This window comes from Luteibacter sp., assembly GCF_009912395.1.
In the GTDB taxonomy this organism is placed as follows: Bacteria; Pseudomonadota; Gammaproteobacteria; order Xanthomonadales; family Rhodanobacteraceae; genus Luteibacter.
In genome coordinates this window covers 63463-89745 of sequence record NZ_WNDO01000011.1, presented here as the reverse complement: position 1 = coordinate 89745, position 26283 = coordinate 63463, and the positions used below count along the sequence as shown (strand labels likewise).

At 65.6% G+C, this 26283-nt stretch carries 21 protein-coding genes; 4 read left to right on the top strand and 17 right to left on the bottom strand.

Going from position 1 to position 26283, the window contains the following annotated elements:
- Positions 1–90: 90 nt before the first annotated feature.
- The 3 genes from GAK28_RS11730 to GAK28_RS11720 all read left to right on the top strand — a co-directional run bounded on the left by GAK28_RS11730 (position 91) and on the right by GAK28_RS11720 (position 2789).
- The gene (locus tag GAK28_RS11730; protein WP_291778948.1) at positions 91–513 is read left to right on the top strand and encodes a DUF4124 domain-containing protein; all 423 of its coding nucleotides are present in this window, start codon (positions 91–93) and stop codon (positions 511–513) included.
- Between the two features lie 52 nt (positions 514–565).
- The gene (locus GAK28_RS11725) at positions 566–2263 is read left to right on the top strand and encodes a proline--tRNA ligase (RefSeq protein ID WP_291778946.1); all 1698 of its coding nucleotides are present in this window, start codon (positions 566–568) and stop codon (positions 2261–2263) included.
- A 196-nt stretch (positions 2264–2459) separates the two neighbouring features.
- Positions 2460–2789: an H-NS histone family protein gene (locus GAK28_RS11720; RefSeq protein ID WP_291778942.1), complete on the top strand. Its 330-nt coding sequence runs from the start codon at positions 2460–2462 to the stop codon at positions 2787–2789.
- A gap of 157 nt (positions 2790–2946) precedes the next feature.
- On the opposite strand, the gene GAK28_RS11715 is transcribed toward GAK28_RS11720, so the two are convergent.
- From GAK28_RS11715 to GAK28_RS11665, 11 genes are all read right to left on the bottom strand, one after another.
- Positions 2947–4230 carry a threonine/serine exporter family protein gene (locus GAK28_RS11715; protein WP_291778940.1) on the bottom strand — a complete coding sequence of 428 codons (1284 nt, stop codon included), beginning with the start codon at positions 4228–4230 and terminating at the stop codon, positions 2947–2949.
- Complete coding sequence (locus tag GAK28_RS11710) at positions 4223–4675, bottom strand: NfeD family protein (RefSeq protein ID WP_291778937.1); 453 nt, start codon at positions 4673–4675, stop codon at positions 4223–4225. The genes GAK28_RS11715 and GAK28_RS11710 overlap by 8 nt, the downstream gene beginning before the upstream one ends.
- 4 nt (positions 4676–4679) lie before the next feature.
- Positions 4680–5636, bottom strand: coding sequence for an SPFH domain-containing protein (locus GAK28_RS11705; protein ID WP_291778935.1), 957 nt, complete (start codon positions 5634–5636; stop codon positions 4680–4682).
- Positions 5637–5689: 53 nt separating this feature from the next.
- Positions 5690–7054: an ATP-binding protein gene (locus tag GAK28_RS11700; protein ID WP_291778933.1), complete on the bottom strand. Its 1365-nt coding sequence runs from the start codon at positions 7052–7054 to the stop codon at positions 5690–5692.
- Between the two features lie 36 nt (positions 7055–7090).
- Positions 7091–8425, bottom strand: a complete 1335-nt coding sequence (locus GAK28_RS11695) for a sigma-54 dependent transcriptional regulator (RefSeq protein WP_291778930.1) — start codon at positions 8423–8425, stop codon at positions 7091–7093.
- Between the two features lie 88 nt (positions 8426–8513).
- Positions 8514–9737, bottom strand: a complete 1224-nt coding sequence (locus GAK28_RS11690; RefSeq protein WP_291778927.1) for an FtsX-like permease family protein — start codon at positions 9735–9737, stop codon at positions 8514–8516.
- Between the two features lie 5 nt (positions 9738–9742).
- The gene (locus GAK28_RS11685; protein WP_291778925.1) at positions 9743–11047 is read right to left on the bottom strand and encodes an FtsX-like permease family protein; all 1305 of its coding nucleotides are present in this window, start codon (positions 11045–11047) and stop codon (positions 9743–9745) included.
- A 43-nt stretch (positions 11048–11090) separates the two neighbouring features.
- On the bottom strand, positions 11091–11795 hold the full coding sequence (locus GAK28_RS11680) for an ABC transporter ATP-binding protein (RefSeq protein WP_291778922.1): 705 nt from the start codon (positions 11793–11795) through the stop codon (positions 11091–11093).
- Between the two features lie 29 nt (positions 11796–11824).
- Positions 11825–13096: an efflux RND transporter periplasmic adaptor subunit gene (locus GAK28_RS11675; RefSeq protein ID WP_291778919.1), complete on the bottom strand. Its 1272-nt coding sequence runs from the start codon at positions 13094–13096 to the stop codon at positions 11825–11827.
- A gap of 200 nt (positions 13097–13296) precedes the next feature.
- A complete protein-coding gene (locus GAK28_RS11670; protein WP_291778917.1) occupies positions 13297–13860 on the bottom strand; it encodes a hypothetical protein in 564 nt (187 codons plus the stop codon).
- An 86-nt stretch (positions 13861–13946) separates the two neighbouring features.
- Positions 13947–14144 carry a hemin uptake protein HemP gene (locus tag GAK28_RS11665; protein WP_291778914.1) on the bottom strand — a complete coding sequence of 66 codons (198 nt, stop codon included), beginning with the start codon at positions 14142–14144 and terminating at the stop codon, positions 13947–13949.
- A gap of 241 nt (positions 14145–14385) precedes the next feature.
- On the opposite strand from GAK28_RS11665, the gene GAK28_RS11660 reads away from it, so the two are divergent.
- On the top strand, positions 14386–14838 hold the full coding sequence (locus tag GAK28_RS11660) for a hypothetical protein (protein WP_291778910.1): 453 nt from the start codon (positions 14386–14388) through the stop codon (positions 14836–14838).
- Between the two features lie 28 nt (positions 14839–14866).
- Here GAK28_RS11660 and GAK28_RS11655 read toward each other — a convergent pair whose 3' ends face one another.
- From GAK28_RS11655 to GAK28_RS11630, 6 genes are all read right to left on the bottom strand, one after another.
- Positions 14867–15781 (bottom strand): MASE1 domain-containing protein, encoded by a 915-nt coding sequence (locus tag GAK28_RS11655; RefSeq protein WP_291778907.1) that lies wholly within the window; start codon positions 15779–15781, stop codon positions 14867–14869.
- Between the two features lie 163 nt (positions 15782–15944).
- The gene (locus tag GAK28_RS11650) at positions 15945–16415 is read right to left on the bottom strand and encodes a chemotaxis protein CheW (RefSeq protein WP_291778903.1); all 471 of its coding nucleotides are present in this window, start codon (positions 16413–16415) and stop codon (positions 15945–15947) included.
- The gene (locus tag GAK28_RS11645) at positions 16412–18043 is read right to left on the bottom strand and encodes a chemotaxis protein CheB (protein ID WP_291778900.1); all 1632 of its coding nucleotides are present in this window, start codon (positions 18041–18043) and stop codon (positions 16412–16414) included. The genes GAK28_RS11650 and GAK28_RS11645 overlap by 4 nt, the downstream gene beginning before the upstream one ends.
- Positions 18036–19178, bottom strand: a complete 1143-nt coding sequence (locus GAK28_RS11640; protein WP_291778898.1) for a response regulator — start codon at positions 19176–19178, stop codon at positions 18036–18038. The genes GAK28_RS11645 and GAK28_RS11640 overlap by 8 nt, the downstream gene beginning before the upstream one ends.
- Positions 19179–19193: 15 nt before the next feature.
- Positions 19194–24158 (bottom strand): Hpt domain-containing protein, encoded by a 4965-nt coding sequence (locus tag GAK28_RS11635; protein WP_291778896.1) that lies wholly within the window; start codon positions 24156–24158, stop codon positions 19194–19196.
- Positions 24159–24162: 4 nt separating this feature from the next.
- A complete protein-coding gene (locus GAK28_RS11630) occupies positions 24163–26196 on the bottom strand; it encodes a methyl-accepting chemotaxis protein (RefSeq protein ID WP_291778893.1) in 2034 nt (677 codons plus the stop codon).
- Positions 26197–26283 lie beyond the last annotated feature (87 nt).

Below are 26283 nucleotides of genomic sequence, written 5' to 3'. Positions count from 1 at the left end.
GCGGGGCCGCGCAAAGCGCGACCTGCGTCGCTTGCGGGGCCATCGGGCGGGTGCTACTTGTGTGCGCCACCCATTCGCCGGATCGCCATCATGCGCCGCTGTCTCGTTTTCGCCCTGCTCATCGTCGCCACGCCCCTCGCTTTCGCCCAGGCCTACAAATGGAAGGATGCCCAGGGCGTGACCCATTTCACCGATGCGCCGCCGCCCGGAAAGACGAAATACGAGACCATCAAGACCCCCGCCAGCGACGCCGCACCCGCGGCATCCCAGGCCAACACCCAAGCCGCTCCGACCGAGCAGGCCGATGCCGCCACGAAGGGTGGCACCCAGGACACCCCCTCCAATCGAGCGAAGCTCTGCGACCAGCTGCGCAAGAACGCCGAAATCCTGCATAACGAAAAGGTGGTGACCATGGACGACGGCAAAGGCGGCACGAAACAGGTCGACGATGCCACACGCCAGGCCGAACTGAAGAAGAACCAGGCCCAGACGACGCTGTACTGCGACGCCTGATCGCCGCTCCGGCCCTATAATCGATTCTTTACAAGCCCCGGATCCATCGCAGATGCGCCTCAGCCAGTTCCACCTCGCCACCGTCAAGGAAGTCCCCGCCGACGCGGAAGTCGCCAGCCACAAGCTGATGCTGCGCGCCGGCATGATCCGCAAGCTCGCCTCCGGCCTGTACACCTGGACGCCGCTGGGCCTGCGCGTGCTGCGTAAGGTGGAGGCCGTGGTGCGCGAGGAAATGGTCCGCGCCGGTGCGGTGGAAATGCTCATGCCGTCGATCCAGCCGCGCGAGCTGTGGGAAGAGACCGGCCGCTGGGAGAAGTTCGGCGGCCAGCTGCTGAAGATCAAGGACCGCAAGGAGCAGGAGTTCTGCTACGGCCCGACGCATGAAGAGGTCATCACCGACTTCGCGCGCAACGAGCTGAAGAGCTACAAGCAGCTGCCCTTGAACTTCTTCCAGATCCAGACGAAGTTCCGCGACGAGATCCGTCCGCGCTTCGGCGTGATGCGCGCGCGCGAATTCCTCATGAAGGACGCCTACTCCTTCCACATCACCCCCGAATCGCTCGGCGAAACCTACAAGGTGATGTACGAGGCCTACTCGCGCATCTTCACCCGCCTGGGCCTGGAATTCCGCGCCGTGGACGCCGACACCGGCGCCATCGGTGGCAGCGCCAGCCACGAGTTCCAGGTGATCGCCGATTCCGGCGAAGACGCCATCGCCTTCTCGGACACCTCGTCGTACGCGGCCAACATCGAAAAGGCCGAAGCCCTTGCTCCGACGACGGAGCGCCCTGCCCCGTCGGCCGCGCTGGCGCGGGTGGATACGCCCACCCAGCGCACGATCGAGGAAGTCACCGCCCACCTCGGCGTCTCCGCCGCACAGACCGTGAAGACCATCCTGGTCCGTGGCGTGGAAGGCCTGGTGGCCCTCTGCGTGCGCGGCGACCACGAGGTGAACGAAGTGAAGGCCGCGCACCTGCCTGAACTGCCGGACGAATCCGAGCTGGCCACCGAGGAAGAGATCCTCGCCGCTACGGGCACGCGTCCGGGCTTCATCGGCCCGGTGGGCCTGCCCGACGGCATTCCGGTCATCGTCGACCGCAGCGCCGCCGTGCTCGCCGACTTCGTCTGCGGTGGCAACCAGGACGGCACGCACTACACCGGCGCCAACTGGGAGCGCGACGCCCGCGTCACCCGCGTGGCCGATATCCGCAAGGTCGTCGAAGGCGACATCTCCCCGGACGGCCAGGGCACCATCCGTTTCGCCCGCGGCATCGAGGTCGGCCATATCTTCCAGCTCGGCCAGAAATACGCCGAAGCCATGGGTGCAGGCGTGCTCGACGAACAGGGCAAGATGCGCACCATGTACATGGGCTGCTACGGCATCGGCGTCAGCCGCATCGTCGCCGCCGCTATCGAGCAGCGCCACGACGACAACGGCATGATCTGGACGGACACCATGGCGCCGTGGCGCGTGGCCGTCTGCGTCATCAACCCGAAGAACGACGCCGCCGTCACCGAAGCCGCCGAATCGCTCTACAAGGAACTGGCCGACAAGGGCATCGAAACCGTGCTCGACGATCGCGGCCTGCGTCCGGGTCCCATGTTCGCGGACATGGAGCTCATCGGCATTCCGCATCGCGTGGTGGTCAGCGGCCGCGGCCTGGAAGGCGGCACGTTCGAGTATCGGGCGCGCACCGACGCCGAGGCCTGCAATGTCTCGCGCGATGAGCTTCTTGCCCTCCTCGGCTAAATCACGTGTTCGCCAATCCGATTATTCCTGTCGGTAATGGCTGATTTACGAAGCAAATGCCCGGTTCTGTGACCGGGCATTTTGCTTTTTTGCCGCCAATTGGTTAAAAATCCCGGCGCGGCTTCATTCAGTGATCATTCGTGGGGGATGATCCGGAGCCAAATGTCTTTAATGCAGCACCACTCGGGAGACCCTAATGGCCGTCGATATCAAGAATCTCAATCATAATCAGCTCACCGACCTGATCGCCAAGGCCCAGGCCCGGCAGGGCGAATTGTCGAAGGAACGGACCACCAAGGTGCGTGAGCAGATCCAGGCCATCCTGAAAAAGGAAGGCGTCACCCTCGACGACGTGTTCCCGTCCCGTGGCGCGGCCAAGTCCAAGCGCGCCGGCACCACCGTCGCCGCAAAATTTCGCGATCCGGCGAATCCGGATAACACCTGGTCCGGTCGCGGCAAGCGCCCGCGCTGGTTCAACGATGCGCTGAAGGCCGGCAAGAAAGAAAAAGACCTGCTGATCGCCTAATGGATCGTCTCCATTAATGCGTGAAAAGGCCCTGGAGCGATCCAGGGCCTTTTCATTTGTGTCACATGGTCATGGAGTGTCCAACGCGCGTTCGCCTCCAATTTACGTACCCGATAATCGGCTTGGCGAATACATCCGTGACGCCCTATGGCTCGACTCAAAGCGAGCGGCGGGGCGCCACCAGCAGATCGCCAAACAAAAGACCCGCGACCAGGGACACCAGCAAGGTAATGCCGAGCAGCCCGGTATCCATGCCGAGTGACGCGTCACGATCCAGCAGATACGACACACTGCGAAAACTCACCGAACCCGGCACCAGCAGGATGATGCCCGGTTCGCGAACTACGGCGCCCGGCTGTTGCGCGTAGCGCGCATAGACATTGCTCAGCGCACCAAGCATCACGCCGCCCACAAAGACGCCAAATGGCGCCCCGGGCAAGGAGCCGGAAATGCTTCCGCCCCACCGTGTGGCAAGGTAGCCGAGAATCACCGACCCCATCACCACCAGCCAGTCTCGCCGTGCCGCGCGGAACAGGATGGCGAACGAGAACGCACCGAGGATCAGCGACGGCCAGTCGGCCCACGCCGGCAACGGAGGCAAGGCGTAGTTGCGCGGATCGATGCCAAAGGCTTCGCATAGCTGACTGGCGGCCACGGCGCCGAACGTGAGCTTGAGCAGGGTAGCGACGGCACCCGCCATGCGGGCCGTGCCGGCGACGAGGTGCTGGCTGGATATCTCACGCACGGCCGTGGTAAGCGCCATGCCCGGCAACAGCACGATGAGGCTGCCCAGCACCACGGATTTCATGGCCAGCGGCACGATGTACGCGCTGACCAGGGTCGCGATGACGGTCGCCACCATGGCGCTGATGGCCTCGCTCGCCGCGGCGAGCCGGGGACGGCTGCCGGAGGCCACGGTGATGCAGCCGATGATCACGCCGATGATGCCGGCGGTAATGAGGTCGGGCCATGCGCTGTGCAACAGCAGTGCCACGACGCTGGCGGCGCACAGACCGTAGCTCGCGACGAGCCCGAGCTTCTCCCGGAAAGAGTCCGGCGCCCCCAGCTTGCGCAATAGGTGGAAGCCTTCGCGAAGCTCCATCTGTCCGTCGATGACCGCATCCGCGATGCGGTCGGCCTCGCACAGGCGCGCCAGGTTGACGTCCCCCGGCGGCAGGCGCATCACCTGGGTTACCTGGGCGACGCCGTCCTCGCCCTGGGCGAGGTCGGCGAACGACACGATGATCGCGGTGGGGCTGGACCAGACGTCGGCGGCCAGGCCCAACCGCTGCGCGGAACGGGCGATGGCCGTTTCCAGCCGGGGAGCGGTGGTGCCGTACTGGTGGAGTCGCCGGGCCAGCTCGGCGAGAAACGCGATACGGGTATTGATCGCCGTAGTGGCGAAGCTCACCGGAACGCTGAGCGGAACCGCGTCAGGCAACGTCCACCGCCTTCACGCGCAAGGTGGTGCCATCGACGCCGAGGACTTCCACCGTGGTGCCCAGCGGCAGATCCGGGCCCGTCACCAGCCACATGCCGTCGCCCACCCGTGCCTTGCCGCGCCCTTGCACGATGGGTTCGCACAACACGTATCGCTGGCCGATCATCTGCTCGCCACGACGGTTCAGTCGCTCGTTGCCCGACGGCGTGCGATCGATACGGGGACGCACCAGCGTCCAGTAGGCGAAGCAGGAGGCGAAAGCGAACGCCGTGAAGACGATGGCCTGGACCAGCACCGGCATGTCCGGCCATGCGAAGACGACGATGCCCATGGCCGCCGCCGCAATGCCGATCCACAGCATGAAGTAGCCGGGCAGGATCACCTCCCCGGCGATGAGCACCAGCGCGACGATCCACCAGAGGTAATGCAGTGCGATATCGCTCATGGCATCAACGCATCAGTGGCGGCGTACGCGGCGGCTCGACATGGCCTTTCTGCTGGCCGGCGAGCGAATCCTTCGCCAGTTCGGCGATACCTGCGAGCGAGCCCAGGATGCCGGTGGATTCCATCGGCAAAAGCAGCGTTTTCTGGTTGGGCGACTTGGCCATCTCGACCAGCGCTTCGACATATTTCGTCGCGACGAAATAGTTGAGTGCGTTGACGTCGCCACCGGCGATGGCCTGCGAGACCATGGTGGTGGCCTTGGCCTCGGCCTCGGCAAGACGCTCGCGGGCCTCGGCCTCGCGGAACGCGGCCTCCTTCTTGCCCTCGGCCTCGAGGATGGCCGACTGTTTCTCGCCGTCGGCCTTGAGGATCGCCGCCTGGCGAAAACCTTCAGCGTCGAGGATGTTGGCGCGCTTCTCGCGCTCGGCCTTCATCTGCCGGGCCATGGCATCGACCAGGTCGCGCGGCGGCGAGATGTCCTTGATCTCGATACGGGTGACCTTGACACCCCAGGGATGGGTGGCTTCGTCGATCACGCCCAGCAGCTTGGCATTGATGGCGTCACGCTGGCTCAGGCTTTCGTCGAGATCCATGGAACCCAGCACCGTACGGATGTTGGTCATGATGAGCGCCAGCGCGGCGGTCTCGAGATTGGCCACCTCATAAGCGGCCTTGGCCGCATCGAGGACCTGGTAGAAGACGACGCCGTCGACCTTCACCACGGCGTTGTCCTTGGTGATGACATCCTGCGAGGGAACGTCGAGCACCTGCTCCATCATGTTCATCTTGCGACCGATGGAGTACACGAACGGAATGAGGAAATGCAGGCCCGGCGTCAGCGTGCCCGTGTACTTGCCGAACATCTCGACCGTCCACTCGTAGCCTTGCGGCACGATGCGGATCAGCTTGGCGATGACGATCACCGCCACCACTATGACAACCAGTGCGACTACCGCTCCCATGACCCCGTTCTCCCTCTCCCGTGGATATCGTCAGGGAGTATAGGCGAACCGTGTCAGACCGGACCGGCAGGCAGCACCATGGTCACGCGCAGGCCTCCCCCATCCCTGTTCGCGAGGGAAATACGGCCGCCATGGGCCTCGGAAATTTCCCGCGCCAGCGCCAGCCCCAACCCCGTACCCGAGCGCTTCGTGGAGTAAAAGGGCAGCAAGGCCTGTGCCAGTACGGTTTCGCTCATGCCCGGCCCGCGGTCCGCCACCTCGATCAACACCTCGCGGCCCACGGTATGGACCGCGACGGAGACGTCGTCCGCCGCGCCGCCCGACTCGTGGGCGTTCTTGATGAGGTTGATCATCACCTGCTCCACCTGGCTCGGGTCGAACCAGCCGGGTTGCTCCGGTGGCGCGGCCCGCAGATGGAATCGCGCATGCAGGGACAGGGCGTCAAGGAATGGCCCCCACGGCACGTGGCGGGACTGCGGCGCAGGCAGCTTGGCGAAACTGGCGTAGCCGGCGATGAAGCCATGCAGGTGGCGGGCTCGATCGCCGATTGAGGCGAAGACACCCGGCAACCGCTCCAAATCGCCACGACGGGCCAGTTCGGCGCCGGAGTGCGACAGCGAGGTGATGGGCGCCAGCGAGTTGTTGAGTTCGTGGCTGATCACGCGGATGACCCGCTTCCACGTCTGCACCTCTTGCCGAGACAGCTCACGGGTCATGCGACGGTAGAGTTGCAGGCGGTGCGGACGCCCCTGAAGACGGAATCCGCGTTGGGACAGGTGGAAGGTCTCCTCGCTGCCGTCCATTTCCACCGAGAACAAGGCATCTTCGCCACCGGCGGCGGCCTCGCGCAGGTTCTCGGGCATGTCGGCCAGCAAGGTGTCGAAGTCCAGCCCGACAAGGCTCTTGCCCTGGTTGAACAACTGGCGGCCCGCGATGTTGGCGTAGGTGACCTTGCCGGAACCGTCGGTCAGAACGAGGGCCACGGGCGTGTTCTGCACCACGGTATCGAGCAGCAGCTCACGCTGGGCGAGGTGCTGGCGCTGGTCGCGCAGCGTCTGGCCCAGTTCGTTGTGCACCCGGATGAGGTCGCCCAGTTCGTCATGCCTGCGGGTGCCGATGGACATGCTGAAGTCGCCGTCCCGGTAGCTGGCCACGGCGCTTTGCAGGGCACGCATCAGGCGACGTAGCGGCTCGACGAGGGCGTGACCGGCAATGGCCGATAGCGGCAGCAAAACGAGTACACAGATGATCAGCGCGGTGGCGGCGTCAAAAGGCTCGGCGACGGCCGTGTGGATCACCTTTCCGCCCTTCACCGGTGCTTCCCGGATCCAGGCCAGCAACTGCGGGAACGGCCATACCGATACACCGGCGAAAACGAGGGCCCCCACGATCGCCGATCCCGCGACGACCAGGGTCATGCGTCCTTCCAGCGACAGCCCTTTCATGGCCAGGACTCAGACCACCAGTCCGTAACGTTCCATGCGCCGGTACAGCGCCTGCCGCGACAACCCCAGGTTGCTGGCGGCACGACTGACCACGCCACCGGCCGATGCCAGGGCGGCTTCCACGGCCTCACGGCTGGGTTCGTCCAGGTTGCGCGCAGCCACGGGCATGGGCGGCGGCAGGTTCAGGTGGACGGGCTCGATCCGACCATCCGCCGCCAGCAGCGCGGCGCGGGCGATGGCATTCTTCAGTTCGCGCACGTTGCCGGGCCACGCATGGGCCAGTAGCGCCTCCCGCGCGTCCTCGCTGAGCGTCGCCTTGCCGTCGAGAAAGAACTCCGCGAGAGGCAGGATGTCGTCGGTGCGATCGGCAAGCGGTGGCAGGTTCACCTCGATGACGTTGAGGCGGTAGTAAAGATCCTCGCGGAACGTACCCGCGGCGATCATGGCCTTCAGGTCCGCATTGGTCGCACTGACCACGCGTACCTTGACGTGCCGGGTACGCCCCGACCCCAGTCGCTCGAACTGCCCGGTCTCCAGCACGCGCAGCAATTTCATCTGGCCGGGCAACGGCAGGTTGCCGATTTCGTCGAGGAACAGCGTGCCGCCATCGGCCAGTTCGAACCGGCCTTCGCGGGCCTTGTTGGCTCCCGTATAGGCGCCAGCATCCGCGCCGAACAGCTCGGCCTCGATCAATTCCCCAGGGAGCGCCCCGCAGTTCACCGCGACGAACGGGCCGCCGCGGACCGCCGAGTTGGCATGCACGATCGCCGCGATACGCTCCTTGCCTGCACCGTTCGGCCCGGTAATCAGCACCGGGATATCCGAGCGCGCGACCTGGCCGGCAAGCTCGATCGTGCGGCTCATGGCTTCGGAGGCGAAGACCAGGCCATCGAGGTCGTAGCGACTTTCCAGCGCTTCGTGGCGACGCCTGCGCTCGACGCGCACACGGGTCACTTCGCGCGTGGATTCCGACAGCTCGAGCAGGTTCTCGACGGTCGTGAGCAGCTTGTTGTCGTCCCAGGGTTTGGCGAGGTAGTCGGTGGCGCCCGCCTTGACCAGTTCGACGGCGGTTTCGAGGTGGGTCCACGCCGTCAGCAGGATCACGGGCAGGTCGGGATACCGCGTGCGGATCGCCTTGTACAGGGCAACACCCTCTTCGCCGGACGTGGTGTCCGCCGTGAAGTTCATGTCCTGGATCACCACGTCGATACGCTCGCGCAACAGGGTGGCGAGCCCCTCCTCCGGCGTGCCGGCCACGAGCGGCCGGATATCGCGAAGGGAGAGCGCCAGCGATAGCGCCTCGCCTACGGCGGGGTTGTCGTCGACGATGAGTACGGTGCGCATCTTGATCCTGGGCATGGGGGTGCGATGCACCCCGTCGACAAAAGGTTGAAACCGACGTTAGCCGAGCGCCTGCGTCCGGTCCAGTCGCTCAGCCGCGGGTGGCGACGACCGGTGGCACGGAAGCCGCGCGAAGGGCGGGTGACAGCACCGCGCCCTGCCCGAGCAGCCAGAGCAACACGGCACCCATGGGAAGGTAATGGGCAGGTAGCCGCGGCAGCTCGTACTGGAGCACGAGGAACAGGCTGATGCCGTATGCCATGCCCATGCCGAGCACGATGCCGAACGTCGCCAGGAGGAAGTTCTCGGTCTGGAAGTAACGCAAGATATCCACCCGTCGCGCGCCTAGCGCGCGACGGACGCCGATCTGGCGACGACGCTGCGCCACCCAGAAACTGCCCAGGCCTACGATGCCCAGTGCCGTGACGACCAGAAGCGCGGCGCATGTTGCGATCAGCCATCCCGCGGTAGCACGATCCGCCGAGAAGAAGGTCGCGCGTTGCTTTTCGAGTGTCGACTTCTGCGTCAGCACACGGCGCGGATCCAGCCCCTTGAGCTTCGCGACGGCGGCATCCAGCACCCTGTCGCGCTGATCGGGTGAGGTGCGCATCACATACGTCCCACCCATACCCGCATCGGGACTGACCCGCATCGGCAGGATCATCGAATAGTCTTCCTGCCCGGGCACCCATTCCTGCGATGTCACCAGGTGGCGAACGATCCCGATGACGCGGGAGGGTTCGTCATAGATGTAGACATCCTTGCCCAGTGCGTTTCCATCGGGGAACAACCGCTTCGCGACGGCTTCCGTCACGATCACGCTTCGCGGCGAGCTACCGGGAAGCCCGAGGTTCAGGTCCTGCAACCAGTGGTATTCGTCCGCCGAGAAGTCCCTGCCCTGCACCAGTTCCAGGCCGAACGCGTTGACAACGCCTTCGCCGAAATAGGTGGACACGTAGCTGATGGTCGGCAACTTCTGGTCGCTCGACAGCTTGATGGAGGATGTCGTTCCCGAGTAACCGAACGGCGTCTGCGCAAGTATCGCCGCGGAACGTACCCCGGGTATGCCCCGCAACGCGGCAAGGTCTTCGAGCGTACGTGCCCGCACGTCGCTGCGTCCACCGATATTGGACATTCGCACCATGATCAGCTCGTTGTCCGCCACGCCGCTCGGCGTGTGGATGCGGTCGAGGCGCAACCCGATGAGGAAGACAGCATTGCAGACGATGGCGCAGGTGAGCGCGATCTCCAGGATGAGGAGGATGGCCGTCACCTTGTGGCGACGCAGGCTGGCGAGGATCGGAAGAATATCCATGGGCATCACTGCGTCTTCAGTTGCAAGGCTGGGGCGACACGGCATGCACGCAGCGCGGGCAGCAATCCGGCGACGACGGTGCTGGCGATGGCGAGCGCGAAGGTCGCGAGGAACATCGTGAAGTCGAGATGGGCGAGCTTCGCGTACTCGTGGGGTTGCATCCTCACGAGCCACAGGCCGAGGATGGCAAGGACGAGACCGCCGATGCCGCCGGCCAGTCCGATCATGCCCGCCTCCGTCAACAACTGCGTCAGTATTTCTCCACGGGTCGCGCCAAGCGCACGGCGCACACCGACCTCGCCCGATCGACGCAGGAACTTCGCCAGCATCAGACCCACCGTATTGACCAGGCAGACGATGAGGAAGCCGATGGCCAGCCATGCCTGGATCTTGACGTCGCCGGGCACGACCCGCTTGTAGTCCAGCCAGCTCATCACGTCGAACAGGCGGACATTGGGTGGACGTTCGAAACGGCCGTGGTCATGCTGGGCGCGCGAATAATTGACCAGGTACTCGTGATAGGCGTCGCGCTTCGCCGCCGTGTCCAGCTCCACCCAGTACTGCAGCCACGTGCACGACTGCGTTTCCAGCTCCTTCTCCGACGAGCGACCGTTGCCATAGCAGTTGGTCGACCCGGAGTGACCCAGACCCAGGTCACGCGATGTTCCCAGCGGCAGGTAGAGCCGCTCGGAATCGCCATAGGTATTCATGTCCAGGTCGTGGAAGTGCGGCTGCGGATCCCAATCGTCGATCACCCCGATCACCCGAAGGTCGGCATCGGATACCCGCAAATTGCGCCCCACGCTATTGGCGCCCCCAAAGACCTTGTCGTTGAGGCGACGCGTGATGACGGCCACCCTTGCACGACTGGCATCGTCTTTCGCCGTCCATGCGCCGCCGTAGATGAAATGAATGCCGAATAGCGAAAAGATATCGGATGTGCTGTAGCGCGCACCGATATAGAACGGATCGAGCGAGGCGTCGGGTGGCGTGACGGCGACGTTGCCGCCGGTCATCAGCGCCTGTCGATCCGCCTTCCCATCGCGCAACAGGTTCATGCCGTCGACCCATGTCACCTGGTCGAGCGGATTACCGTCCTTTCGGTACGAGTCCATCGGTTCGGCGTCCAGCAACACGCGATACACACGGTCACCCCGCCCCGGGAGGGGATCGCCCGAAAGTACGTGAACCACCGTCAACGTCGTCATGCACGCGCCGATGCCCAGCGCGACCGCGAAGATCATGAGCGCCGTGAGACTCTTGTTGCGTCGCAGGCTTCGCCATGCGAGTTCCAGGTAGTAGGCGAACATCAATCATCCTCGGGGTACGGCTGGCGATAAATCGACGGAAGGTTCAGGCGTGCGACGTCTGGGAGTGGAAACGAGGCTCTTCCGTCAGGTCCACGACCTGGCCATCGATGACGTGTACGTTGCGCTGGGCGCGTGCCGCGAGTTCCGGATCATGGGTAACCATGACGATGGTGGCGCCCTCGCGATGGATCTCCTCCAGCAGTTCCATCACGCCACGGGCCATCTGCGTGTCGAGGTTGCCGGTCGGTTCGTCCGCCAGCAGCAAGCGCGGGGAACCGGCCAGCGCACGGGCGATGGCGACGCGCTGCTGCTGGCCACCCGACAGCTCGGCCGGGTAATGCTTCGCGCGCGAAGCCAGGCCCACGCGCTCCAGCGCATCCATGATGCGTTGCTTGCGTTCGGCGGCCTTCATGCCGCGATAGCGCAGCGGCACTTCGACGTTGTCGAACACGTTCAGGTCGGGGATCAGGTTGAATGCCTGGAAGATGAAGCCGATCTTCTCGTTGCGGATGCGCGAACGAGCGTTGTCGTCGAGCTTGCTCACTTCCATCCCGTCGAGGTGATACTCGCCACCGGTGAAGGTCTCCAGCAGGCCGGCAATGGTCAGGAAGGTGGTCTTGCCCGAACCCGACGGACCGGTCACGGCGACGAATTCGCCCTCCTTCACGTCGATGTTGAAATCGCGCAGGGCGTACGTTTCGACCACTTCCGTGCGGTAGACCTTGGCCAGGTGGTTCATGGTGAGCATGTCGGTTCCCTCGGTTGAAAGATGATGAATCAGCGGCCGATGGCCACGTGCTTCGCGGCGCCGAAGGCATCCGCGCCGGAGACGACGATGCGGTCGCCTTCCTTGAGTCCGTCGAGTATCTCGACCTTGTCGATGCTACTGACACCCACGCGGATGTCGCGGCGATCGGCCATGCCGTCGTTGACCAGGTAAGCGTAGCGACCGCCGCTCTCGTCCACGAACGAGCCGCGCTGGACGGTCAGCACGTTGTCACGACGATCCAGCAGGACGCGAACGGAAAGACGCTGGCTCTGGCGCAATTGCTGCGGCGTGCTTCCGTCAAAGCGCAGGCGTGCGGCCACCTCGCCATTGACCACTTCCGGCGAGATCGCGCTCACCTTGCCTGACCAGGTCTTGCCATTGCCGGCGATCTCGCCGGGCATGCCGATTGCGAGATCGCGCGCGAAGCTTTCCGGCACCTTCATTTCCACTTCCAGTGCCGACAGGTCGATGACGCTCAGCAGTTGAGCGTCCTTGGCGACCGTGGCGCGCTCGGCGATGAACAACTGACCCACCTGCCCGTCCACCGGCGACTTCACGTTGAGGTCGTCCACCTGGCGCTCGTATTCCTTCACGATGAGCAACTGGCGCTCATGCGCCAGCTTCTTCGCCTGCACATCGAAGGTCAGGCTGTCGTTGTCCATGCCCATGTCGGTCTTGGCATGCATCACCGCCACGTTGGCCTTGTCCAGCGTCGACTTGGCCTTGTCCACGTCCATCACGGGCACGGCGCCCTTGTCGTAAGCGGTCTGGTAGCGCTTGATGTCACGCTGCGCAGCGGTCTGGTCGATGATGGCGTTATCGTAGGTCTTTTGCAGTTCGCCGCGCTTCTTGCGTGCTTCGATCTGCGCACGCAGGTAATCCACCTGCATGCCGTCGGCCGTCGAGCGTTCCTGCGCGAGCTTGTTGGTGAGCTCCGGGCTGCTGATGACGGCAAGTACCTGGCCTTTCTTCACGACGTCGCCCGCATGCACCTGCAACACCACCGCACCGGGCGATGCCGCATACAAGGTGGGGCTCACCGCTGCGATGACCTTGCCTTCCGCCGCAATGTCGCGCACGAAGGGCCCGCGCGTGACCGTGGCGATGGTGAGGCGCGATGCGCTGACCGAACTTTCCGCCGAGAACATCGACATGACCCGGGGGGCTGCCAGCACCACGAGCACCAGCGCGGCGACGCCGCCACCGATGAGCAGCAGCTTGCGACGTCCGTTGGGGCGAACTTCGACGAGGCGGTCCTGTGCGGAAGTATCTCGAATCATGCGTGCGGTCCCTGAGGCTGTAAGCCTGTGAAGCAGGGACCGTGCCAAGCAGAGGGGCCTTGCGCCCCAACGCCTCACCAGAAGTGGACATGTGTCCGCGGACACTCCGGACGGACACTCCACACCGAATCGCGCGCAAGCGCGCTCCTACAAGAGCATGGCGACTGCCTCTGTAGGAGCGCGCTTGCGCGCGACTGGCGTCAACTAGTGATCGCGACCGATTCGGAGACGGCGATGTCGCGGGCGACGCCGCGTCCCAGCGACGAGATGCGCACGTCCTGCGCGCCGAGCACGTCGAAGCCGACGAGGCGACGGCGCTGGAAGCTAAGCACCCGCGCGCGGCACGAGCGCAGCCATTCGCGATCGGGAGCGCGACGCTGCGGGGCCTCGATGGCGATGGCGTCGGCGAACAGGCCGTCCCAGGCCAGGTAGTCGGTATCGGGAAGCAGATAGACCCGCGCCAGCGTGTCGCCTTCGGCGCCCACGCAGTCGATCCATTCACGCGGCCCCTCCGCCGTTACGGCGCAGGTGAGGCCGACGTAGCGGGTGGCGAGCAAGGGAGCGAGCTCAGCCGATTCCACGAGGCAGCCCGTAGGCAGCGGCGTGCTGACCGGACAGGTGACGGGACGCGGCGCGAGGTAGAGCACGCCGCCCAGTTGGCCCAGGCCCTCGACCAGGGTACGCGGGGCCACCGCGAGCCAGCGGATGGTGGAAGCGGAACGATGGCGTGCGTTCACGCCGAAGGATGCGAGCCAGCCGAACATGGGCGTCTCCCGGTGACGGTCGTCGATGGAGTGCCTGGCTGGCCTGTCCGGGGGCGGCGGCGTGGCTTGGCGGGGAGATCGGGGTGTTACTTGGTGAGGATGAGCTTGTCGTTGCGCGTCAGGCGCAGGTGGTACTCGGCGCCCTGGTGCTCGATGACCAGTTCACGCGAACCGTCGAGCAGGTTCTTGCTTTCGATGCGGCGGGTGGTGACCGGTGCGGTACGCAGCGGGACGACCTTCTCGCGACCGGCGTTGTCGTTCAGGGGAAGCGTTCTCATCAGCATGTCAGGTACTCCGCAATGGGGGTGCGGAGTTGATGATAATGATTCTCAATTACTCGTCAAGCGTTCTTTGCCCATCGATAGGTCAATTCGGAATTTCCTTGGGGCTGGCTTCAAGACGTAGCTACACGTAAATGGCACGTTACCATCGCATTCCCCGACGAATAAGGGTAATAACCGTGGTTAAGCCTACGATAGCCATGCCCAGGCATGGTGCCGGGCCACTCACCACGGGAATCTACCCATGAAAAAGCGCGCCCTTCTCTCCTCCCTTCTGGTCGTCCTCCTCCCCGTCGCCACGAGCGCCCTCGCCGACACGCCTGCCGCAGCCGCCACGGGACTCGGTCAGTCCTGGCCCGCCGCCACGGACGTCAGCAGCAGCGGTCACTTCCGCGTCTATGTCTTCGAACGGGCGGGCGTCCGCTACGTCCAGGTCAACGACCTGGACGGCAAGGTTCGCGGCGCGTTCGGTGTGGTGGGCGGCCAGGTGTTCGCCCTGCCCATGGGCCTGGACGCAACTCGGCTCGCCACGCCGGCGGATACCACGCCCGCGCCGGCCGCGCAGGGCGGCGAAGTGGTCTATCGCTCGGATGACATGCAGGTGATCGCCTATCCGCAGCCGTCAGGCGACCTGCTGCTTCGCGCGATTCAGGGTGAATGCAAGGACCCCATGGAGTGCAACATCCACCTGCAGTGATTGACGACCAGGTCGTCGCGGGGCACGCCTACCGGGCGTGACCCGTGACGACATCGGCGGCCGTGGCTGCCCGTCGCGATGTCACCAGGAGGGTGGCCGACAGGGCGGCGGCGAATATCGCCTGGGCCTGAATCATCGCAGGATCTCGAACGGTTGCCGAAGTCATCGCCAGCGCGATACTCGCAAGCGTCGCACTCAATGCCGCGCCCTGCCAACCATGACGTATCGCAATGGCCACCACGGGCAAGGCCACGGAGATGCGGCAAAGCATCAACGACGCACCTTGTAAATGACCACTGGCGAATACCGCCATGCCCAAGAGCGCTACGACCACCCCAAGCTCGCGCGATAACGCCCCCTGCCAGAGGTTGCGGATGTCCTTGCGCTGAGCCGCCAGACGTAGCGCGACGAGGCTAGGTGCCAGGGTCAACGACCCGAGGTAAGCGCCCAGAAGATAGGTAAGGAAGCCTTGGGCCAGGCTTGCATAAGGCGGAGCGTGGCCTGGTTCGGTTGGCCAGATGGCGCCGGCCACCGCCACCTCGTTGAACAAGGCGGAAATGAGCGCGCAAGCCAGCGCCGCCGTGCCGAAAAGCAACATATTCACTGAACCGTCGGCCAGGAAGACCGAGGCGCGTCGCCGTAGCCACGCCATGACCGGCAGGCAGGGGAAGATCACGGGGATCGAGCCGACCAGGCCGTACCACCAGCCGAACTGGGGAATGTACATCAAGCCGTTGGTCATCACCGGAAGCGTTTCGCCGAGGGCCATCGCGTACCAGTAACGACGGGGTACCAGCAGGAGGCAGGCAAGCCGGATACCGGAGACCAGACTCCAGTGCGAGAACGAAAAATGGCGCGCGACTTCCCAGACCGCGGCATAAGCCGCGGCCACGGCGATCTGTTCGGGCCAATTGACCTGACGCACGTGGGGCCTGTCGTTCAAGAGGGCTTCCTTCCCGGGCGGGACGGGGGGATTCGCCCCCGTCATATCGCAGGGCCCGGACCGGCGTCAAACCGCCCCGGGCAAGCCGCCAGAATAGCGCGTTGCCGTCTCCCGTGTGAGAAAGCATGCGCCACGGATGCGTTCACATCCGGCCAAATATGTCTCAGGTGGTCGCGAGAGCGTCCGTCAGCGCCGCCTCGATGCCTTCCAGGTCGGGAATGACCGCCATGTCGTCACGCACGAGCACCCGGGCCCGCACGCCGAAGGGCAGCTCATTGCCGTCGTGGGTAGGTAGCAGAAATTCCGCATTCAGGGTGGTCAGGCGGGGGAAGCCGTGGGTCAGTACGGCGATGTAAGGCATCTCGGCCTGCTGACCGATGGCTTTCAGCACCGCCACGCGGGTCGCCTGGTCCTGGGCGTCCTCGGGCAAGGCGGCCACGTGGTCGAAGCTCAGCAAGGGAATCCGCCAGCCTCGCCACTCGATGAGCCCGTGCAGCCACTCAGGTGCATCCGGCAACGGCTCGACACCGGCCAGAGTGATCACCTCGGCTACCGCGGCGTTGGGCAGCAGCAGGCGTACGCCGCCGCTGGGAATCAGCACGCAGCGGATTTCACGGGGCAACGGCTCGCTCATCGGAGCTCCTCGGTCAGTTTGCGTACCAGGGCAGGAACATCGCCCGCAAAGCCGGCCACGCGCTCTTCGCGTACGCCCGACACCATCTGGCCATACTCCTGCTCGGCGGGCACGGTTTCGACCCAGACCCGACCGCCGGCGTCGTAGATCGCCTGGGAGCCCGCCACGGCGTCGTTGCCGCGACCGGCGAACACGATCGCCATGGCATCCGCACCGAACCCGCCGGCCAGCGTGCTGAGCACACCGTCGATCGATGGCCCACCCGCGATGCCATCCTCCCGGACCGAGACGCTGCCGTCGCGGCGGATCTGCACATGCTCGCCACGCGCCACCACCAGGACATCGCCGTGATTGGCATGCATGCCCTGCACGGCCACCCTGGCCTTGCCGAGGCTGGCGGCGAACGCTTCGCTGTCACCTTCGTGATGCGCCACCACCAACAGTACCGCCGGCAGCCGCGCTGGCGCGGCGGCGAGGAAGTCGGCGATGGTCGACGCGCTCTCCACGGCACCGGCAAGCGCCACCACGCGACGTACCGCACGCGCGCTTTCGTCGAGGAACATCTCGTGCACGTAATCGCCCGATCGCGCCGTCGGTGCAATCGCCTCTTCCATCGACTCCAACTCGAGCGTCAGCCCGGGGCGGATATCCACGCTACCGTCATCGACGACATCCTGGGCGAGATACTCGACGGCACTCACCGTTTCGATCCCGAACTCGGACGCATCCGGTTTCGCCGCCACGGGCTCGGGCACGATCTGGTCGTGGTCCACGAGATCCCATTCCGGCACGGGAGGCGGCACGTACTCGGTGGCGCGCCCCTCGATCTGCAACGACGAGGGCGGCAATTCGCCGGGTGCATCGAGGGACAGACCGCTGAGATCGAAATCGCGATGCTCGGCGACCGGTGCCGGCGGCGCCTCGTCGACCAGTTCGAAGGACGACAAGCTCAGCGATGCCAGTTCATTGAGTTCGACGGGCGTCGAAGGCACGTCCTCGAGCGAGTCGTGTCCGGGCAACGACATGTCGCCCTCCGCCAGCAAGGCTTCCAGTTCGGCAGCGAGATGACCCGAGTCGTCGTCTCCATCATCATTAACGGGAAGCGTGGTGGAGAAATCCAGGTCACCGGCCAGGTCGTCGTCCACGGGTGCGTCAGCAGGCGCATCGGTCGAATCCGGGTAGCCATGGCTCCCCGTGATCGCGAGCTCGGCGGTCAACGGCTCCAGGAAGAATTCTTCCACCGGCGCCGCGGGAGAGGCGATCGCCTCAATCCGCGGTTCGATGGCACGCGCGTCCTCTGGGCGTGGCGGATCGAGCACCGTGCCACCCACCAGTTTCGCGGCAAGATGCCGAGCCCACCGGGCGCGATCCCAGCCACTCAGATGGCGACTCGCGTCCGCGTCATTGAAGACAAGGCGTGGATGACCGCTTTCCACCGTGTCGTAGAGGCGATCCAGATCGTCGTCGCCCGGGTTGTCCAGGTCGACCACCACGACGGCCGGCGCAAAGGAGGCGAGATCCGATGCGTACACGATGCTGGCGCCCTGCTCCAGGAGAGCATCGCGCAGGTGCGCGGAAAGCGTCGCGTCGTCAAACAACAGGGCGACCGCGGTCCCGCGTTCAGCCATGGTGGCCTCCGAGGAGTTCATTGATCTGCACGATGAGGTCGCCTTCCTGGTACGGCTTGCCGATGTAGCGTGCCACGCCGATGTCGAAGGCACGCTGGCGATGCTTGTCGCCGGTACGCGAGGTGATCATCACAATCGGCACGCCGGCAAGGCGCTCCTCAGCCTTCATCTGCGTGGCGAGCTCGTAGCCGTCCATGCGCGGCATCTCGATGTCGAGCAGCATCAGGTCGGGAACGCGCTCGTTGAGTTTCTCGAGCGCATCCATGCCGTCCTTCGCCGTCATCACTTCGAAGCCGTGACGTTCCAGCACGCGACCGGTGACCTTGCGCATGGTGATGGAGTCGTCCACCACCATCACCAGCGGCTTCACGCGAACTTCGTCCTGCGCGCGTGGTGCATGCGGCAGTTCGGCCTCCGCTTCGAAGGCGCGGCGCGCGACGCCGTGGCGCACCAGCGGCGCGAGATCAAGGATCACCAGCACCGAACCATCGCCCATGATCGTCGCGCCGAGGATGCCCGGTACCGAACTGACCTGGGGGCCCACTGGCTTGACCACGATTTCGCGGGAACCGAGCACCGAATCCACGCGAATCGCAGCACGCAGGTCGCCCGCGCGCACCATCAACAGCGGTACCTCACCCTCTTCCACCGAGGAAATGGTATGCAGGCCCAGAAGCTGCGGCAGGTCGTGGATCGCGTAATCCTCGCCGGCGTACTCGAACGTCGGCACGTCGTCCGCCATGCGATGCGCCAGCTCATTCGGCTCCACCTGCGACACGCCATGCACGGACGTCATGGGAATCGCGAAGCTGACTTCGCCGATGCGCACGATGAGCGCCTGGGTCACCGCGAGCGTGAACGGCAGGCGCATCACGAAGGTGCTGCCCTGGCCCTTCTGCGATTCGATATCCAGGGTGCCGCCAAGCTGCTTGATCTCGTTGGCGACCACGTCCATGCCCACGCCGCGTCCCGCCACCTGGGTGACCTTCTCGGCGGTGGAGAAGCCGGGCACCTGGATGAGGCGGAACAACTGCTCGTCGGAGACACGGGCATCGCCGCGCAACAGTCCGCGCTCGATCGCCTTGCTGCGGATGGCCTCGCGATCCATGCCGGCACCGTCGTCCGACAGGCGCACCACGATCTCCGTCGCCTAGCGGGCGACCTGGATGCGCACCGTACCTTCCGGCGACTTGCCGGCGGACTCGCGGTCCGCTGGCGTTTCGATGCCGTGCGCCACCGCGTTGCGCAGCATGTGCTCGAAAGGCGCCTTGATGCGCTCGAGCATGTTGCGATCCATTTCGCCGTTGGCGCCTTCCACGACCAGCTGCGCGCGCTTGCCCACGTCGCCGGCCGCCTGGCGCAGCGTACGCCGAAGGTTCGGCACCATTGCGTCGAAGGGCAGCATGCGGGTCTGCATGAGGCCTTCCTGCAGTTCCGCGTTGACGCGTTGCTGCTGGAGCAGCAGGTTTTCGGTCTGGCGGGTCAGGTCGTCGAGAATCGTCTGCAGCGAGACAAGGTCGGACACCGACTCGGCCAGTGCACGGGAGTACTGCTGGAGCTGCGAGAAGCGGTCCAGTTCCAGCGGATCGAACGCGGAGGTGCCGCTGTCGCGGTGCTCCTGGTGGTAGCGCGCGATGATCTGCGCTTCCGTTTCGATTTCGAGCATGCGCAGCTGGCTGCGCAGGCGGTCGACGGTCTGTTCGTGCTCGGTGAGCGCCGAACGGAAGCTCGCCGTCTGCTGCTCCAGGCGTGCCCGGTAGATGGAGACCTCACCGGCGTGGTTCACCAGCGTATCGAGCATGTCCGCGCGAACGCGGATCTGCTCCTGCGACGCACGCTGCAAGTCTTCTTCTTCGAATTCCGGCAACAGGTCCGGTAGTTCGCGGAGCGGGACAGGTACGGATTCCCTGGCTGCCGCCTCGCGTTCGTCGCGGTAGCTCTCGGCCGAGAGCGTATCCGGGGCGATGGGCGCACCGGCCAGGCGAGCGAACGGTTCGATATCCGCCTCGGACAAGCCGATCGAGCGCCCCTGCGCAATCGCCAGTACCATGCCGTGCAGTCGATCGAAACCGGCCTCCGTCGCCTCGATGGCAGCGCGGTCGCCTTCGCGCTGGCCGGCGGCCACCGCGTCGAGCAGTGTCTCCATCGCATGCGCGAGGTCGCCGACCGGCGCCATGCCGGCCATGCGCGCACTACCCTTGAGCGTATGCAGGTCACGCTGCAACGAGGCGACGTGCTCGGGCTGATGCGGTTCCGCACGCCATGCGGCAAGCGCACCATCCGCGTGATCGAGGATCTCGCGCCCTTCTTCGACAAAGACTTCGAGGAGGTCGGGATCGATATCGGCGTAGGGTGACAGTTCGGGCATGAGGGAAGCCTCGTGTTCGAACGGGGCCGGCTCGGCCTCTTCCTCGCCAACGGCATGGATGTCCGCCGGAGCCTCGATGGCTTCCGGCGACGAGACCGGCTCGACAGGAGCTGACTCCGTGGACGATTCCAGCACCGTGTCACGGTCATCAAGAGCGTGATCGGCCGGCGTTTCGGCCTCACCAGCAGCGAGCGTCTCGGCGTCCGCCGAAACAGCGGATGGCTCGGACGATTCGTCTTGCGAGACGGGATCTTCGTTATCCAGTTCGAGAGGTGTCGGCGTCTCGGCCAACGGCTCGACCTGCCCGTCGTCGGTGTGCAAGACGTCGCCATCGTGCGACATCGGCTGCGGCAACGGTGACGCGCCGGCTTCGATATCGAGCTTGCGCCACTGTGCTTCTTCCGCCGGATCGAACGCGAGGATCGGCTTCACCTCGCCTTCCGGCGATGCCGGAGACGGTTCGTCGTAGGCGGCCAGCAGATCGCCCGTAAGGTCGCCTTCGGCAAGCAGGCTTTCGAGGCTCGGCAGATCGACGGGCGGCAAGTCGTCGGACGGCGGCGCCGCATCGTGCGCCGCCAGTTCGTCGGCAAGCATCGCTTCGAACGTGGGATCGAGCGACGTGGAGGCGACATCCTCGTGGGATGCAGCAGCTTCGTCCGCATCGAACGGTTCCTCGTCCTGCACCGACGACACGAAATCGTGATCGCCGTCGAGCGGCATCGGATCGGGTTCGTAAAGGATGTGGGCGACCGTGGCTTCCGGCTGTTCGTCGCGCAACGCAGCGATTCGGGCGGCCAGGTCGAAAACATCCGGCACCGGCGCCTCGGGCGTGTCGAACAAGGCCATCACATGATCGACCAGGTCGGCGGCTTCGCCCAGCACGTCCACGCCGGCGCGATGCAGCGGCTGGCCCGACGCGCGGACGCGCTTGATCAGCCCTTCCAGCGGCGCGAGCACCTGGATCAACAGCGGGATGTCGACCATGCCAATGGCGCCGTGCAGCGTATGCACCGCGCGCAGCAGCGCATCGTCCACCGGCAGCTCGCCCTGGCCCGCACGGGTCAGGTAGGCGCGGATGACGTGGAGATACTGCGCCACTTCCGTGCGCAGGATGTCGAGCAGCACGGCGTCCACCGGCGGCAGCGCCGGCACGGCGAACGAGGGTTCGACCGACTCGGGCTGCACGTCCTCGACCGGTGCATGACCGAACGAGGCGAAGGCAGCCGTCGGCACAGCGGCGATGGTGTCACGCAGGACACGACGCTTGACGCGCGTGCGTACCGTGTGGACGGAATGCTTCGCGACGTCCTCGACGAAGGCGTTGTCGCCCATCGCGAGACGATCGGCCGTCTCCATGATTGCGGCGATCGGTGCTTCGGGAGCGCCCGCACCTTCCAGCGCCGCCTTCAACTCTGGCAAGGCATCCACCGCGTGGCGCACCAGCGCCTGCACGCCCTCGTGCGGCCCGATGCTGCCTTCAAGCACGCGGTTGAGCATGTTCTCCACCTTCCAGGCGAACTCGCCCAGCAGGCGTGCGCCCACCAGGCGGCCTGAGCCCTTGAGGGTGTGGAACGACCGACGGATCGACGTGAGCGCTTCGGGCTTCTCCACGTCGGCGAACCAGCGACCGAGCGCGGCACGCAGGTTGTCGATCTCTTCCTGGGTCTCTTCCAGAAAGATCTCGCGGATCTCCTCGTCGATCCCATCGACGGTGATCTGGAACCCGGCGAACTCGGCCATGCCGTGGCCGCCGACCTCCTGTTCGATCTCTTCCTCGACCTCGACCCATTCTTCCTCGGGCGCCGCGGCTTCCGCGACGGCTTCGGCGGCATGCACGGGCTCCGGCGCGGCAGCGGCGGTCATCGCCTCCACTTCCTCGTCGGTCGGCGGCTCGTCGATCAGGTCGAAACTGTCGGCGAAACTGGATACGGTCTCGCCTTCGTCCACGCTGGTGGACGGTACGGCGATATGTTCGATGGCGGCGGATTCGATGTCTTCCAGCGCCTCGTCGCCGAAGGATGCCTGCGCACCGTCGACCGGCACCGGCCAGTATCCCAGCTCGGTGAGGCTCTGCTGGGTGACATCAAGGATGTGTTCCAGCCCGCCGCGATGTTCGCGCGCGGCTTCGAGGTAGTACTCCAGCGCGGCCAGCGCATCGGCAAGGCGATCCATCTGCGTGCTGTTCGGCACGCGGCGATCGCCCAGCAGCTCGCGATGGATGAACAGGCCGATACCGTCCGCCAGTTCGGCGGGACGGTTCGCGCCAAGCATGCGCAACGCACCGCCGATCTCGCCCATGAGGTCGGGCGCGCCATCCAGCTCGGCATGCGACCACGACGACTCGACGAAGCCGACGATGGCCTCCTTCACCTTGGCGGTGTTCGCTGTCGCCTCACGCATCAGCGTGGACAGGATCTGTCGCGCCTCGCTGCGCGGCAGCGGCGACGGACCACCCTCGCCCGCCAGCGTCTCGCCTTCGGCGCCGAGGCGGTCGATATGGTCGTCCAGCGACGCTTCCACATAGAGAAGTGCGCCCGCTACGTCGAGCAAGGATTCTTCGTCCGGCGCGCGGACACCCGAGGCGATCTCGCCCAGGATGCGGCGCTGCTCACCGACGACGCGGCGCGGCACGCCAAGCGCCAGCATGCCCAGCGTGTCGCCGACGCGCTCGAGCACATCGGCCTGCTGGCCGAGCTGGCCCGGGTCGCTATCGGAGCGCCGCAGGAAAAGGTCCAGTGATTCCTTCACGCGTAACAGGTCTTCCTTGATGGCACCGGACACCGTGTCCAGCAAGGCCCGGTTGTGCCCCGACATCGAGCCGCGGGCGTGTTCCAGCTCCGCCTCCTGCGGCAGGAGGCCGTCGAGGCGATAGGTTTGGCGCAACTCGTCGATACGCTCGCTGCCCGGGCGGGCCTGGGCGACGTAATAAAGCAACTTGCGCGCGAGATCGTCCGCGTCACCGCCCATCAGGGCGTCTTCGCCACGATCCAGCAGTTCACGGATGGAGCGATCGACGCGGCCGATCAGCTGTCGAACGTCCTTTTCGTGGCCGCGCAGCACGCCGCGTTCAAGGCCTTCGAGCACGCCGGCCGCAATCCACCACAGGCGACGACCGGCGATGCTGTAGCAACGCGCCGAAATACTGTCGAGCGTGGCGCGCATGCCGAGCAACTGACGCTCGCCACCCTGGCCACGGAACCACGCCAGAAGCTGTTGCTGGAAGCGGACGCGCAGATCGGCGATCTCGCCCCTGGCGGCCTCGGCCTGTGCAGGATCGTCGGCGCCCGGGGCACCGAGCGGCAGCGCTGCGTCAAGGTTCGGGGTGAACAGTACGGATTCATGCAGCGACTGCTCGCCACGGCTGGCGCGCAGGTCGTTGAGCAGCGGCAGCAGCACGATGGGGACGTCGCGATGACCGCTCTGCAGGCGCTCGAGGTAATCGGGCATCTGCATCATGCCGCGCATCAGCGCGGCATAGGCCTCGTCGCGCTGGGCCACGTCGCCGTCGATCAGGGCGGCAACCAGTGCCTCCATTTCGCCCACGACCATCGCGGCGCCGTAGAGCTCGACCATGCGCAGTGTGCCGTGCACCTGGTGCAGGTCGGCGGCGCAGGTGTGCATCACGTAGGTATCGCGTGGATCCTCGACGTAGGACTCGAGGGCCTGGCGCGCCTTGGCCAGGGCGTCGTCCAGCTCCGCCTTGACCCAGTGCAGCGTGGTGAAATCGGTGTGGTCTTGAAGTCTCACTGCATCAGCCCGGCAGCTTGAAGTTCGCGACGGAGAGGCGCAGGTCGTTGGCGAGCTGGGCCAGGTTGCCGATCGACTCGGCCGTCTGGCTCGCACCCAGTGAGGTCTGCGACGTGATCTCCTGGATCACGTTCATCGTCGCCGAGGTATCGGTCGCCGCCGCCGACTGCTGGCGGGCCGCCGCGGAGATGTTCTGAATCAGCGCGGACAAGTCGTTCGACACGCGTTCGATGTCGCCCAGCGCGGTACCCGCGTCCTCCGCGAGTCGGGCACCGGCCACCACCTCGGCGGTGGTCTGTTCCATCGAGCTGACCGCCTCGTTGGTATCGGACTGAATCGTCTGCACCAGCGTTTCGATACGCTTGGTCGCGCTCGCGGAGCGCTCCGCGAGGCGCTGCACTTCGTCTGCCACCACCGCGAAACCGCGACCCGCCTCGCCCGCCGACGCCGCCTGGATGGCGGCGTTCAACGCGAGGATGTTGGTCTGCTCGGCGATGTCGTTGATGAGTTCCACGATGGAGCCGATCTCCTGCGAGGATTCGCCCAGGCGCTTGATGCGCTTGGAGGTTTCCTGGATCTGGTCGCGGATGGAGTCCATGCCCTGGATCGTCTCGCGCACCACTTCGGCGCCACGCGATGCGATCTGCACCGAGCGCTGGGCCACGTCGGCCGATTCGGCCGAATCCTTCGACACCGTGTCCATCGAGGTCGCGATCTGGTTGATCGCGGAGGTCGCGGAGGTGATCTGCTGCGCCTGCTGCTCGGCCGCGTCGGCCAGGTGCATCGCGGTGGCCTGGGTTTCCTGAGCCGCCGCCGACACACGCACCGCGGTCTCGTTGATCGTGGTGACGAGATTGCGCATCTCGTCCACCGCGGAGTTCATGGCGTCCGCGATGGCGCCCGTGATGTCCTCGGTCACCGTGGCCTTGATGGTCAGGTCGCCTTCGGCCAGCGTGCCCATCTCGTCCAGCAGCCGCATGATCGCGGTCTGGTTACGCTGATTGAGTTCGGAGGTGGTCTCGAAGCGGCGACGCTGGTCGCGCACGAGGTTGTAGACCAGCAACAGCGCGAAAAGCACCGCGCCGATGGCGCCGAGAAGACCCCACCAGACGTTCGGGAACAGACGGGTAAGCGGCAGCTTGGCGATCTGGTCGGCAGACTCGTTCGCGCGCAACAGCACGGTCTGCGAATCCAGCGAGGCCTGGTTGCCCGCGCGCTTCACGTCCTGCAGGTTGGGCGAGGCGGCCACGAGCTGGGTCACCGGGTCGACCAGTTCGGCCCAGGAGCCCTGCATGCCATCGAGGATCTTGTGGGCGTTGGCGTCGCCGATGGCGCGCACGCCGCCATCCGGGTTGCCATCGATCAGGCCCTTGAGCACCGAACCGTAGAGCTGCGCGTCGCGCGACAGGCCGTCGGCGGCGGACTGGGCGGCGTCGCCACCCTGGAGGATCTCCTGCACGCGGCGGATCATGCGGTCGGCCATGAGCATCCAGCGCGCGAGGGTGAAGGTCTGCTCCACCGAGGCGTTCTTCTGCTGGACGATGTTCATGACCTCGTCGGCGCGCGCGTTGAGCAGCGGCATCTGCTTGGCGAAGAGGTCGGCGCGCTCGCCGGAGGACAGCACCAGGTCCTTGTTGTTGAGGATCTTGCCGATGTCCGCGTCGAGCTGGTGCCAGGCGTTGGCCAGGTTGGCGATGGTGCGGCCGGACTGGGTGGCGTTGTCGTCGGCGTAGGCCGGCATGCCCGTCTTGGCGTCGCCCTTCACGAGGCGCTGCACCGCCGAGTCGATGGTGTTGCGCGTGGCCGCCAGCTCGCGGAAGGAGTCGCGGTTGCCGTCGGAGGCTTCCAGCGCGTACTTCGCCGTCTGCTGCGAGAGCACCTGCACCTGCGTGGTGAGCGCGATGGCCTCGCGGTCCTCGCCGTTCTTGTTGTTGAGCCACCAGAAGTCGACCGACGCCAGGCCGATCGCCAGCAGCAGGAACACGATGACGATCGTGTACCCGCGTTCCCGGCCCGCGCCGCTTGCTGTCGTACTCATAACCACCTCACCCAAACCTGGCCAGACGAAACGGTCCGGCGGACCGCTTCCCACAGTTCCTGTACCGGCGCGGCCTGCACGGCCGTG